Below are 11,883 nucleotides of genomic sequence, written 5' to 3' on the forward strand. Positions count from 1 at the left end.
AAGACGGTGACCGTCGCGCACCAGCTGCACCTGTCGCGGTTCGCCAACATGGCGCGGTAGGCAGCCAGCTTTGTAGGTTCTCACGAACCGTGGCGGACGCGCCAAGTTCGTGAGACACGCGGGCCGCGTGCATCTTTGAAGCTATGTCGAACACTCGCCAGCCGCCTACTCGTTTCGGCGGCCTTCTTCGGCGATGTCAAGCATCGCCGCAATCTGGCGCCGGGCGATCTCGGGCTGTTTGGCGGTGATGTCTTCCGGCAGGGCGTTGACCGCTTCTCCGATGATGCCGATCTCGCGAAGTATCGCGGATATCGCCATGTCGGAATGCTGCCCTTTCAGGGACGACCGGCATTCGTAGACCTTGGCGATCGCTGTCTGAATGTCAGTCAAGCGGTCCTGTGCTGATCTGGTCACAAGGCGATGACCTGCCTGCGTGCCGAATCCGATACGCGGTGTTTGAGCAGGCCGTCATAGGCGACGTCAACGGGCATCTGGAGCACCTGCCCCCAGATCGAGGCGAATGCCAGACAGTCGTGACAATCGGCTACCCGGCCCTGCTTCGGAGAGGTCCAGAAGGATGTCGACGCCGCTGCCTGGCCCGGCAGTGCCTTGGGCTACTGATCCGAACAGCCGCGGGTTGCTGGCACCGTACTCGAAGAGCCCGTCGACGATCTCTTCCCTGTGCTCGCGCAGGCACTCCAGCGCTTGCTGTACGTGCTAGTCACGTTCCGATTCTCCGGGGGACGGCGGGACCACAGCGGCAGGCATCGCCGTAGGAGCGGAACTGTTTCGTGAGACAAACTGCGATGCCGGCGTCGTGAGACAACTCGCAAAGGGCCAGGTCAACAACACTCGAGTCTAACTGCACTGTCTCACGTTCGGCTGTGTCAAGACTGCCAGCGCCACCCAGGCGTTAAGCGGGTCAGCATCCTCAAACCGCTCGAAAGGTCGGTCAACGAGGGCGGTGCGGCTAGGGCGCTACTGGCTGCGTGGCTGGCTCAAGCGGACCATGTTGCCGGTCGGGTCGCGGCTGCGTCGACGTCAAACGTGACAATATGCATGATGGTCATAAAGTCCCATTTAACCAATAGAATGGTAAAGTAGCACCATGTTCGTGACGATAGACGCTGTAGGACGAATGGTGATCCCGAAGGCGCTGCGCGTCGCGCTGGGAATCACACCGGACACGCAGCTGGAACTGATTCCTGACGGAGCTGGTCTGCGGATTGAGCCCGTACGCCGGCACCGACGCGCGATCGATCGCAGCGACGGGCTGCCGCTACTCGGCAACGTCGAGGGCGCCGTGCTGACAGATGACGACGTGCGCCGGCTGCGCGATGACATCCAACGCTGACCTTTGGGCATGCGACACCAGCGTTGCCGTCGCCGCTCTCGACCCGGCCCACCAGGCCCACTCGGCCTGCCGCCGAGCTGTGGTCCAACGTCGTCCTGCCCTTGCGGGGCATGCAATGTTCGAGACGTATTCGGTGCTCACCCGGCTACCACTTCCACTGCGCCTGAGTGCGGACCAAGCGGCCGCGGTGCTGAAGGAGGCTTTCCCGGCAGACTGTTGGCTCGACGCAACCGCGACCCGTGACCTGCGCGAGCGACTTGCCGGCCTGGACATCGTCGGCGGGTCGGTCTACGACGCCCTCGTCGGTCAGGCCGCCGTCGCGAATCACCGCACGCTGCTCACCCGTGACCGTCGGGCTGAGCGCACCTACCGCTCACTCGACGTGGAGTACCGGTTCGTGGACTGACGGCCGACCGCCTGCACTCGGCGGCGGCTCGGCTCGATGAGCGTCGGCGCGCCTCCTCGGACTGTCGGACCGTTCCGCCAGACTACGGGGCATGAGCAGACGCAACCGCGAAAAGCGGGCCGCCAAGCAGAAGAACCGGCGCCGGGCGACCACCGGACGAGACCGCAAGAAATTCGACCCGGGGCCTGATCGCGCGCTTTTGCACGAGCTCCTCGTCGTGGCCCTACGTGAGGCCGCGACGTGCCCCGACGATGACGCACAATGGCACGCCACTGAGCTGCTGGGGCAGTTCGCCGCCTTCCCACGGGAGCTCGACGTGGCGGCTGACACCGCGATGGCCGATGCCATCGGGGCGGCGTGGGAGGCGGGCTGGTTGCCGTCCGACCTGCACGAACTCGCCCGGCGCAAGCTCGAACCATCAGCCACCGCGTACCTGGCGGAGGCGATACTGCGCGAGTCCAAGCGATATCCGGTCTCGACACTGCACCCGAGATGGCGCGCCGACCTCGCCGACATCTCATCCGGGTTCGACCCTGATGCACGGACGCCGCAGATGTGGTGCTGGGCCGCTCGGAATGCCGTCGATCGCTGCGCGGCGCTGACCGTCGTCCTGCGGGTGCTAGCCCTGCTCGCGACCCTTCCTGCGCTCGAACCGCTGCTGCCTCTGCCGGGCGCGTGGCAACATTCCGCCACCACGGCGGGCGACGTCGACCAGAAGGCCCTCGCCAGGGTGCGTGCCCTGCTGGCCAAGGCCGAGGCCACCAAGTTCCCCGAGGAGGCCGAAGCGCTCTCGACCAAGGCTCAGGAGCTGATGAGCAGGTACTCGCTGCACCGGGCCGTTGCCGAGCACGACCGCGGTCAGGCACCGGTAGCGGCCGCGCGGCGGATGTGGATCGAAAGCCCCTACGCCGGGGCCAAGGCCTTGCTCGTGCAGGCGGTGGCCTCGGTCAACCGGTGTCGCACGGTGTGGACGGAAAACCTCGGCTTCGTCACGGTCGTCGGAGCGGAAACCGAACTGAACGTCGTCGAGCTGCTCACCACCTCTCTGCTGGTGCAGGCCAACCGGGCCATGCTCGCTGCGGGCCGCCAGGTCAGCAGCCGCGGCCAGACCCGGACGAGATCGTTTCGCCAAACGTTCCTTGTTGCATACGCCACGCGGATCGGCGAGCGACTCGACACCACGAATGCAACGGTGACGGCCGAGGCGGACAGCAGCCGGCTACTTCCCGTGCTGGCGGCCCGTAGCCGGGCGGCCGATGAGCTCACCGACCGGCTCTTTCAGTCGATGGTGCGGCGCCCGATATCCGCGCCCAACCGAGCGGGCTGGGGTGCGGGGCGCGCAGCGGCCGACCTGGCTCGGTTCGACGTGCACGCCTCGATCGCCGGATAGCGCGCGAGCGTGACCGACATCGTCTGACGCGTAGGACGGGTAGCTGCCCATGAGACAAACGGAGGTGAACACGCCGCGAGACAACTTCGTAGGCCCAGCTCAGGAGCACGAGCAGATGCAGCCAATCGTGAGAACCCAGACCTGCCTACTTCCGACCGGGCTCGATCAGTTCCGAAATCTCCTGCGGCTCAAGCACCGTCGCGTGTCGATTGAGTCAGCGGGAAGCCGTCAGCGGTCCGGGGGCCGCCGCCGTTCCCGCCGAGTTCGTCGGAACGCGTTGACGCACCCGACTGCGCGGCCGGAACGGGCCGGCGCATAAAGCTGGCCGGGCGCGGGCGGACTCGGATCGGCCACCAGAACCAGCGGCCCAGCAGCGCGGCGATCGACGGCGTCATCAGTGAGCGCACGATCAGGGTGTCGAAGAGCAGACCGAGACCGATGGTGCTGCCGGCCTGGCCGATCGAGATCAGGTCGCTGGCGACCATCGACATCATCGTGAACGCGAAGACCAGGCCCGCCGCGGTGACGACGCCGCCGGTCTCGCCCATGGAGCGGATGATGCCGGTCTTCAGTCCGGCACCGATCTCCTCCTGGAATCGCGACACCAGCAGCAGGTTGTAGTCGGAGCCGACAGCCAGCAGGATGATCAACCCGAACACCGGGGCGATCCAGTTCAGGTCCAGCCCGAAGATGTGCTGCCAGACCAGCACCGAGAGCCCGAACGCCGCGCCCAGCGACAGCAGTACCGTGCCGACGATCACCAGCGACGCAACCAGAGCCCGGGTGATGATTATCATCACGGCGAAAATCAGTGTCAGGGCCGCGATTCCGACGATCAGCAGGTCATACTGTGAGCCCGACTGGATGTCGCGGTAGATGGCTGCCGTCCCAGTCAGGTAGAACTTGGCGTCGGTCAGGGCGCTGCCCTTCACCGCTTGATGCGCGGCGGCCAGTTCGGGCTCGACGGCAGAGATGCCCGCCGGCGTTGCCGGGTCGGTGTCGTGGGTGATGATGAACCGCGCGGCCTTACCGTCGGGTGACAGGAAAAGTTTCAGACCGCGCTGAAAGTCGGCGTTGTCGAACGCCTCCGGCGGCAGATAGAAGTAGTCGCCGCTCCGGGAGGCGTCGAAGGCCTGACCCATCGCGCTCGCGGTGTCGGTCATCTTCGACATTTGCGCGACCAGACCCGAGAAGCTGCTGTGCATGGTCAGCAGGCTGCCCTGCATCGACTTCGCGACGGCGATGATCGGCGGGAACTCCTTCATCATCTGCGGCAGAATCCCGTCGATGTTGCCAACGTCCGCCAGCAGCGCCTCCATGTTGTCGCTGAACGTGTCGACACCGTCGATCGCCTCGAACACCGATCGCGTCGCCCAGCAGACCGGAATGTTGAAGCAGTGCTGTTCCCAGTACAGATAGTTGCGCACCGGCCTGGCGACGTCGTCGAAGTCCGCCAGATGATCTCTGATCTCGTCGAGCGTGACCTTCATGTCGTTCATGTCGCCGAGCATGTGGTGGGTGGTGTCGCTCATCCGGCCCAGCAGCGCACGCATCCGCTGCATCGAGTCGATCATGGCGCCGAGATCGTCGCTCATGGTGAGCATGTCACGCATCCGGTCTTTCATGAACTGCAGGTTCTCTTGGATCGGAATCGATGACGCGCTGATCTGGAACGGTATCGACGTGTGCTGGATCGGTCCGCCCAACGGCCGGGTGATGCTTTGCACCATCGCGATTCCCGGGGAGCGAAAAATATCTTTGGAAAGCCGGTCCAGCAGGATCATGTCGCCGGTGTTGCGCATGTCGTGATCGCTTTCGATCATGAGGATGTCGGGATTCATCGTGGCGGCGCTGAAATGCCTTTCGGCAGCGGCATATCCGACGTTCGAGGGCTCGCCGCCGGGGATGTAGTAGCGGTCGTTGTAGCTGACCTTCATGGTGGGCATGACGAGGATGCCGACGATGGCGATGGCCAACGAGGCCGCGAACACCGGGCCGGGCCAGCGCACGGTAGCGGTGCCGACGCGCCGCCACCCGCGGGTCTTGATCATCCGCCGGGGATCGAGCAGGCCGTACCGGCTGGCCACCGCGACCACGGCCGGCGCGGCGGTCAGTGCCCCTGCGACCACCACGAGCAGCCCCAAAGCCGATGGAATACCCAACGCTTTGAAGTACGACAGCCGCGCCAGGTGCAGGCAGAACGTGGCTCCGGCAATCGTCAGGCCCGAGCCCAGGATGACGTGGTAGGTGCCGCGAAACATCGTGTAGTAAGCGGTTTCCCGGTCTTGGCCGGCTTGGCGCGCCTCGTGGTAACGGCCGACCAGGAATATCGCGTAGTCCGTTCCCGCCGCAATGGCCAGCGACGAGAGCATCGCGACGACGAACGTCGAAAATCCCAACAGGTCGGAGTTTCCCAGAAGCGCGACGAGCCCTCGGGCCGTGCCCATCTCGAACCCGACCATGACGAGAATCAGCAGCACCGTGCGCACGGAGCGGTAGGCGATGAACAGCATGATCATGATGACCACGCCGGTGACGCCCATCATCGTGAACATGCTTTTGTCGGCGGCTTCGTTCATGTCGGTTATCAGCGGCGCCGGGCCGGTGACGTAGACCTTGAGTCCGCGCGGCGGCGCTGAATCGGCGACGATGGTGCGGACCGCTTTGACGGACGCGTTCCCCAACGTGCTGCCCTGGTCGCCGGCCAGATTGAGTTGGACGTACGCGGCTTTGCCGTCGCGGCTTTCGACACCGGCGGCCGTCAGCGGGTCGCCCCACACGTTCTGGACGTGCTGCACGTGTTCGGGGTCGGCCTGCAGCTTGTCGACCAAGCTGTCGTAATAGCGGTGGGCGTCGTCGCCGAGTTTGGTGTCGCTTTCCAGCACCACCATCGCGATGCTGTCGGAGTTCGACTCGTGGAACTTCTCACCGATGCGCCGGGCGGCGATCTCGGCTGGCGCATCTTTCGGCGACATGGTGACCGCGTGGTTTCTGGCAACCGACTCGATCGGCGGCACGAGAACGTTGACGGCGACGGTCAGCAGCAGCCATGCCAGGATGATCGGCACCGCAAACTTACGGACGAAGCGCATGAATTTCGGGCGAGCGTCGGTGTCGGCGTTCATGCGGCTTTCACCAGGCAGGAGGTTTGGGCGTGGTGCCCGGCTGAGGACTGTTCGTCTGCGACCCGATCGTTGACGGTGATGCGGCAGCCGATGCTGTCGCTGTCGCCCTGCGCGACCACGTTGGCGAGCACCGCGGGGACCGTCGTGGTGATGGTGTAGGTCCAGGGCAGGCTGGTGAAGCCGGCCTGTTCCGGCTGGGCGTTCTCGTCGAGGTAGCTCACGCTTCCGGTGGTGCCGGCATTCCCGTAGACCTCGTATGTCACCCGTTTGATGTGGGAAGGTGCCAGCGGCTCGGCGCTGCTGCCGGTCGCGGAGAAGATCTCCTCAGCGCCGAAGGCGCCGCGCAGCCGAGCGACGGCGATACCGCCGAGCACGACCGCCACCACCACGACCAACGGCACCCACACTCGCTTGAGCAGGTTCATCGTGCATGTCCTTTCGCGGGTTCGTGCGTGGACGAGCGGCGGCGGCGTTCGCCGGTATCACCAGAACATACCATAGGGGGTATGGTATAACGGAAGTCGTGACTGGCAAATCCCGGGGCGCCGCCGCGCCACACCAGGGCCCCCGCGACGCGGATGTCGAGGCGACCCTGCTGCGCTTGCGCCGAGCACACGGTCAGCTCGGCGGCGTCATCGCGATGATCGAGCAGGGACGCAACTGCGGGGACGTCGTCACTCAGCTCGCAGCGGTGTCACGGGCGCTCGACCGCGCCGGATTCACGATCATCGCCTCAGCCCTGCGGAATCGGCTGGACCGATCCGGAGGGTCCGCCGGCGAGCCGCTCCCGACCATCGGCGAGCTGGAAAAGCTGTTTCTGAGCCTGGCCTAACGGTGCGGTCTCTCCACGAGGAAGGCAAGCGGTCAATGACGAATGCGGTTACGGCACAACCGGAGTCCAATGCGCCGAAGGCCAAGGCAATCGACGTGACGATGTGGTTTGACCCGGTGTGCCCGTTCTCCTGGAACACCGCACAGTGGCTGAACGCGGCGGCCGGCGAACTGCGCTTCGACGTCGACTGGAGACTGATGAATTTGGCGGTCCTCAACCAGGGCAGGGAATTGCCGCCCGCGCAGCAGGCGCGGATGCACGACTCTCGCCACATCGGACGGCTGATGGCCGGCATTCACCGGGAACACGGTTCGGCGGGTTTGGGTGCGGCGTACTTCGCGTTCGGCAAGCGGTACTTCGACCGCGGCGCCGGCGTCGATGACCAGCTCGTCGAGCATGTGCTGGCCGCGGTCGCGGCGCCCGGCACGTGGTTCGCCGCGCTCGGCGACGCCGCACTGGACGAACTCGTGCGGAGCTCGCATCAAGCAGGACAGGACGCCCTCGGCGAGACGGGCGGCAGCCCCATTGTGCGGATCGCCGGTAACACCTTCTTCGGGCCGGTCCTGACCGCGGTGCCCGGCGTCGACGTGACGGCGGCGATGTTCCATGCGATCGCCACCCTGGGCGGGATCGCGCAGTTCGTCCAGCTGCAACGGCCGCGCGTGGCGCGCTGATCACGCCGGGGTGACGAGGACACCCACGTGTCACCCTGTGCGACGTCGCGGCTGCGGACAGAACTGCTCACCCGCGCGTCGCGCGCACCCACTGAATCGTGTTGATGTTCCTGGTCCGCACGCCCACGAAGCCGTGCGCCTCCGCGGTGTCACCGAGCTCGTCTTCGCCGAACAGCCGCGCCCCCATCTTCGGGAACATCCGCCACAGCGGGGAACGCACGGCGGTCGGCACCATCAGGATCAGCCGTCCGCCCGGTCGCAGCACCCGGGCCATCTCCGCCACCGCCGCCGACGGGTCCGGAATCAGTTGCAGCACGGCGATCGAGACCACCGCGTCGACCGTCGCGTCCCGCAGCGGAAGCTGTTGCGCGTTCGCCCGCAAGAAAGCGACCTGCGGCCCGGATTGCGCGCGGACCGCGCGCGCCAGCATCGGCTCGGAGACGTCCACACCCAGGGCCAGCCCATCGGGCCCGACGGCGCGCGCCAGCAACGCGGTGACGCTGCCGGGACCGCAGCCTACGTCCAGGGCGATCCCACCCGCCGGGATGTTCAGCCACTCAATGGGCGGCCGCAACAGCCGTGACACCCTACGCGAGAACGCCTGGGCGCCGTCGTAGAGCATCGCGCCGACCGTCGAGGCCCACACCGCCTGGATCGCGCCGGCGTTCGTCGGTACGCGGGCGTCGCCGCCCGGTGGCAGCAGGTCGAGATAGCCGTTGCGCACGTCGGGTTCTGCCGGCGGCTCGGCGAACAGGTCCAGCGCTCTGCGCAACGCCGGGGACAACGCGGCCGTGTCTGCCATGCGGGTTCCTTCCGCCCGAAGATCGCGAGCCCCGAGTCTACCGGTGTGGCCGCGGCACGTCAGCCGCAGCCGAAACCCTTGGTGCGCATCAGGAAGTCCGCCAGGTAGCCGTCGTGGGGCATGTCGGGCGCGGTGTGGTGGGTCGGGCAGCGGCCGCGGTAGACGTTGGCGACGGTCGGCTCGGCCAGCAGGTCGTCGATCAGGTCTTCGTCGCCGGTGATCGCGCTGACCACCAGCGAATGCCGCAGCGGGCCGGTCCCGTCGCCGCGCGACCACGGCGACACCCACACGCACGGAAACGGCAACTCGACGTTGAGCGTGGCGGTGTCCGGCCCGGCCAACAGGTGCACGGCGGGACGCAGTGCCGCGGAGCCGTCCCCCAGGTCGGCGACCACCCGGTCGACGCCCAGTACCGCTGTGGCGCCGACGGCCTTCGCCGCGAGATATGCCGCCAACTCCCTGGCCTTCGCGACGGGTTGGGTGGGCAGGAGCGCGCGCTCGTCCTCGATCGGCAGCGCGGGGATGCTTGCCAGCCGTTCGGCGAGGGCGTTGGCGAGCGGCGCCGGATCACCCTCGTAGAGCACCGCGCTGGCGTTGACGCATGCCGTACCGCCCAACCCGGCGACCGAGTCGACGATCACGTCGAGGTATGCGCGCCAATCCTGGTCGGCGGTCACCAGGATCTTGCTACGACCGGGGCCGTTGACGAAAACCTCTGGCCGGCGCGCGTATTTGTCGACGACGTCCGGGCCGCCGTACACCATGGCCAGGTCGGCCGACCGGGTGATCTCGTCGGCCCCGGCATGGTCGGTCGGCAGGTACGCCACGTCCTCGGCGCGAAAACCGTTGTTGCGCAGGGCCTGTACCAGCCGGTGCGCGGTGAACGGCTCGCGGCGTGAGGGGCGCACGGCGACCCGGTAGCCCAGCGCGAGCGCCTGCGGCCACACCGTGTGCACACCCGGGCCGTTACCCGAGGCCAGCACGCCGAACACGTCGCCGCGCCGTACCCACACCGCTGGCGCGCCGCCGTCGGGACCCGCGCGTCGGTTCAGCGCCGCGCCCAGGGGCCGGGCTGCTGCCACCGCGTCGAACGCAGCGGCGACGGCGTCGGCCACACAGCGCGCCCCCGCGCGGGTCACTGCGACGGGCACACCCGAAACCCGGCTCGCCGCAACGACATAGCTCTCGAAATCCAGGCCTGCGATGACTGCGGAGGTGAACATGCCGGCGGCGCGGGCCAGCGCGGCTGCTCGCGCGACGGTGGGTAACGGCCGCACCGCGCGCGCAGCGCTGATGGTGCGTCCGACGTACAGCGGCGGTGCGACGCTGAGCTCGGCGAGCGGCACACCCGCGGTGCTGGTGAGGATTTCTCGAAGGCGTGTCCGGTATGCGCCGCCGGGACCGAGCACGTCCAGGTCAACCGGTGCCGCGGTGTCCGTCACGCTCAGTAGACTCCCTCGACGACGGCCTCGCCGTCGAACACCGGTACCGGCCGCACCGCGCCGAGCGAATCGCCGACGTGTCCCGCGGGGCAGGGCATCCGGATCGCGCTGTCTCGTTCCAGGTTGTTCGGCACGAACATGCCCTTGCTGACGTGGTTCATCACCACCTGGCCGCGTTGCCCGTAGGGCACCGGCGCGCCGGTGTCGGGGTCGACCACCCAGAACACCACGTACGGTGTGCGCGCGTCGAAGACGAACGAGCCGCCGTCGTCGATGCGGGTGATGGCTTGGGAGAGAATCATGGTGCTGCCGTAGGCCATGGTGATCGTCGTCTTTGGGAAGATGCCGCGGAGCAGGTCGAGGGTGTCGACGTCGACGTGCGCGCCGCTGAGCAGCGCGTAGCGGATCGTGCGGTTGACCGCGTCGACCACGGCGTCGTCGCGGGCCATGGCGGCCAGCAGCGGGGGAGTGGTGTGCAGGTTGGCCACATCCTGGGTGCGCAGCACGAACATCGCCTGCGCCACGACGTGGTTGACGTAGGCCGACACGTCGGCGTCGCGGGCGGCGATCTTCTTCACCCAGCGGGGATCCAGGTCGACGGGGTAGAACAGCGAGCCGAGCCGGTGGGCGACCAGCCGCGAGAAGTAGCCCACGCCGTGCGGCCCGCTGGGCATCAGGCACAGCAGGCCGCGGCCCACCAGGAAGCCGCCGTCGGCGAAATCCTCGGTTTGCCAGCGCACCACCTGCTCGACCCAATCCGGCATCTGCGCCGTCCTTTTCGGGGCTCCGGTGCTGCCGCCGGATTCGAAGATCTGCGGCAGCGGCGGCGGCGAGCCGTAGCCGCGGGGAATCAGATCCTCGACCGCGACAGTGCGCAATTCGTTGACGAGGTTGGGAAACAGGCGAAGATCGCTGAACGTGGTGACGTCGGAGAGCGGGTCGAAGTCGAGTGTGGCGGCTGTGCGTAACCAGAACGGGGATCCGGTTTCCGGGCCGAAGTGCCAGGCGATCGCGGCGCGTAGGTAGGCGTGCGGGTCCGGCGGCGGCGCCGACCGCGGCACGTCCAGCAGCGACAGGTCGGCGTCGGTCATGTCGGCGTCGGTCATGTCTGCGATCCTGTCGCGCCCGCACCCGCCGGGCAATCCTGCGACGCCGAATCCGCAATCCGGGTCGGCCTTTTCAATCGCCGTTCACGCGGCGTAGCGGCTCTGTTCTTCGCGACGACATCTGCAGCCCGGCGACGCGTGCGACGGGATGCGAATCAGCTCTGTGTCGGTTCAGTCGCCGACCGGCCTTCCGGGCTGGGTGGCGCGGATGATCGCGCCGTGCATGCCGTCGGCGACGTCGTGGGTGAAAGCCACGGAGGCATCGACGAACCGATGACGACAGCTCGTGGGGTCTGCTCCGGGCAGCGGGCGGCGCCCATCGCTCGGGTCGGCTTCCGTAGGGTCACCCACTATGGTGCTGCGTTCGCTTCTGTTATTCGTGGTGGCCGCGGTCGCAGAGATCGGTGGCGCCTGGCTGGTGTGGCAGGGGGTGCGCGAGCACCGCGGGGTTGCCTGGGTCGGCGCCGGGGTGATCGCACTGGGGTTGTACGGGTTTGTCGCCACATTGCAACCCGACGCGCATTTCGGCCGGATCCTGGCCGCCTACGGCGGCGTGTTCGTGGCCGGCTCGCTGGCCTGGGGCGTGGCCTTCGACGGATTTAGGCCTGACCGGTGGGATGTCATCGGCGCATTGGTCTGCCTGGCCGGGGTAACGGTCATCATGTATGCGCCGCGCGGCTAGGGCGTGTCTCCCATATTTTTGGGTGTTGACCAGCCAGGATTGGCTGGTGACGCGGATTGGTGTGATTTCT

Annotated in this window: 12 protein-coding genes; 6 read left to right on the plus strand and 6 right to left on the minus strand. The window is 67.2% G+C overall.

Features of this window, described 5'->3' with window-relative positions; translation table 11 throughout:
- Nucleotides 1-165: 165 nt before the first annotated feature.
- Nucleotides 166-318 carry a hypothetical protein gene (locus ABDW21_RS14100; protein WP_343710594.1) on the minus strand — a complete coding sequence of 51 codons (153 nt, stop codon included), beginning with the start codon at nt 316-318 and terminating at the stop codon, nt 166-168.
- 790 nt (nt 319-1,108) lie between these two features.
- Here ABDW21_RS14100 and ABDW21_RS14105 point away from each other — a divergent pair.
- From ABDW21_RS14105 to ABDW21_RS14115, 3 genes are all read left to right on the plus strand, one after another.
- Nucleotides 1,109-1,354 carry an AbrB/MazE/SpoVT family DNA-binding domain-containing protein gene (locus tag ABDW21_RS14105; protein WP_343601144.1) on the plus strand — a complete coding sequence of 82 codons (246 nt, stop codon included), beginning with the start codon at nt 1,109-1,111 and terminating at the stop codon, nt 1,352-1,354.
- On the plus strand, nt 1,338-1,760 hold the full coding sequence (locus tag ABDW21_RS14110) for a type II toxin-antitoxin system VapC family toxin (RefSeq protein ID WP_343601145.1): 423 nt from the start codon (nt 1,338-1,340) through the stop codon (nt 1,758-1,760). Before ABDW21_RS14105 ends, ABDW21_RS14110 begins: the two co-directional genes overlap by 17 nt.
- Before the next feature lie 91 nt (nt 1,761-1,851).
- Nucleotides 1,852-3,150 carry a DUF2786 domain-containing protein gene (locus ABDW21_RS14115; RefSeq protein WP_343601146.1) on the plus strand — a complete coding sequence of 433 codons (1,299 nt, stop codon included), beginning with the start codon at nt 1,852-1,854 and terminating at the stop codon, nt 3,148-3,150.
- Between the two features lie 188 nt (nt 3,151-3,338).
- Here ABDW21_RS14115 and ABDW21_RS14120 read toward each other — a convergent pair whose 3' ends face one another.
- Both ABDW21_RS14120 and ABDW21_RS14125 read right to left on the minus strand, forming a co-directional pair.
- Nucleotides 3,339-6,275 carry an MMPL family transporter gene (locus ABDW21_RS14120; protein ID WP_343601147.1) on the minus strand — a complete coding sequence of 979 codons (2,937 nt, stop codon included), beginning with the start codon at nt 6,273-6,275 and terminating at the stop codon, nt 3,339-3,341.
- The gene (locus ABDW21_RS14125) at nt 6,272-6,700 is read right to left on the minus strand and encodes an MmpS family transport accessory protein (protein ID WP_343601148.1); all 429 of its coding nucleotides are present in this window, start codon (nt 6,698-6,700) and stop codon (nt 6,272-6,274) included. The genes ABDW21_RS14120 and ABDW21_RS14125 overlap by 4 nt, the downstream gene beginning before the upstream one ends.
- A 98-nt stretch (nt 6,701-6,798) precedes the next feature.
- Here ABDW21_RS14125 and ABDW21_RS14130 point away from each other — a divergent pair, with 98 nt between their 5' ends.
- The gene (locus tag ABDW21_RS14130; RefSeq protein ID WP_343601149.1) at nt 6,799-7,107 is read left to right on the plus strand and encodes a metal-sensitive transcriptional regulator; all 309 of its coding nucleotides are present in this window, start codon (nt 6,799-6,801) and stop codon (nt 7,105-7,107) included.
- Between the two features lie 35 nt (nt 7,108-7,142).
- Entirely contained in the window at nt 7,143-7,781 is a 639-nt protein-coding gene (locus tag ABDW21_RS14135; RefSeq protein WP_343601150.1) for a hypothetical protein, read from the plus strand.
- A 67-nt stretch (nt 7,782-7,848) separates the two neighbouring features.
- Here the strand turns inward: ABDW21_RS14135 and ABDW21_RS14140 are convergent, their stop codons facing one another.
- From ABDW21_RS14140 to ABDW21_RS14150, 3 genes are read right to left on the minus strand one after another with little or no spacing between them, the layout of a single operon-like run.
- Nucleotides 7,849-8,583: a methyltransferase domain-containing protein gene (locus ABDW21_RS14140; protein WP_343601151.1), complete on the minus strand. Its 735-nt coding sequence runs from the start codon at nt 8,581-8,583 to the stop codon at nt 7,849-7,851.
- A gap of 59 nt (nt 8,584-8,642) precedes the next feature.
- Complete coding sequence (locus tag ABDW21_RS14145; RefSeq protein ID WP_343601152.1) at nt 8,643-10,025, minus strand: aldehyde dehydrogenase family protein; 1,383 nt, start codon at nt 10,023-10,025, stop codon at nt 8,643-8,645.
- A gap of 2 nt (nt 10,026-10,027) precedes the next feature.
- Nucleotides 10,028-11,116, minus strand: a complete 1,089-nt coding sequence (locus tag ABDW21_RS14150) for a phenazine antibiotic biosynthesis protein (protein ID WP_343601154.1) — start codon at nt 11,114-11,116, stop codon at nt 10,028-10,030.
- A gap of 367 nt (nt 11,117-11,483) precedes the next feature.
- On the opposite strand from ABDW21_RS14150, the gene ABDW21_RS14155 reads away from it, so the two are divergent.
- Nucleotides 11,484-11,813: a YnfA family protein gene (locus tag ABDW21_RS14155; protein ID WP_343601153.1), complete on the plus strand. Its 330-nt coding sequence runs from the start codon at nt 11,484-11,486 to the stop codon at nt 11,811-11,813.
- Nucleotides 11,814-11,883 lie beyond the last annotated feature (70 nt).

Origin of the sequence: Mycobacterium sp., assembly GCF_039583805.1 — a bacterium.
Classification (GTDB): domain Bacteria; phylum Actinomycetota; class Actinomycetes; order Mycobacteriales; family Mycobacteriaceae; genus Mycobacterium.

Coding starts and splice junctions, on each gene's coding strand:
- ABDW21_RS14140 (WP_343601151.1), bottom strand. CDS start 8,583: ATGGCAGACACGGCCGCGTTGTCCCCGGCGTTGCGCAGAGCGCTGGAC.
- ABDW21_RS14115 (WP_343601146.1), top strand. CDS start 1,852: ATGAGCAGACGCAACCGCGAAAAGCGGGCCGCCAAGCAGAAGAACCGG.
- ABDW21_RS14150 (WP_343601154.1), bottom strand. CDS start 11,116: ATGACCGACGCCGACCTGTCGCTGCTGGACGTGCCGCGGTCGGCGCCG.
- ABDW21_RS14155 (WP_343601153.1), top strand. CDS start 11,484: ATGGTGCTGCGTTCGCTTCTGTTATTCGTGGTGGCCGCGGTCGCAGAG.
- ABDW21_RS14105 (WP_343601144.1), top strand. CDS start 1,109: ATGTTCGTGACGATAGACGCTGTAGGACGAATGGTGATCCCGAAGGCG.
- ABDW21_RS14125 (WP_343601148.1), bottom strand. CDS start 6,700: ATGAACCTGCTCAAGCGAGTGTGGGTGCCGTTGGTCGTGGTGGTGGCG.
- ABDW21_RS14120 (WP_343601147.1), bottom strand. CDS start 6,275: ATGAACGCCGACACCGACGCTCGCCCGAAATTCATGCGCTTCGTCCGT.
- ABDW21_RS14110 (WP_343601145.1), top strand. CDS start 1,338: ATGACATCCAACGCTGACCTTTGGGCATGCGACACCAGCGTTGCCGTC.
- ABDW21_RS14135 (WP_343601150.1), top strand. CDS start 7,143: ATGACGAATGCGGTTACGGCACAACCGGAGTCCAATGCGCCGAAGGCC.
- ABDW21_RS14100 (WP_343710594.1), bottom strand. CDS start 318: ATGGCGATATCCGCGATACTTCGCGAGATCGGCATCATCGGAGAAGCG.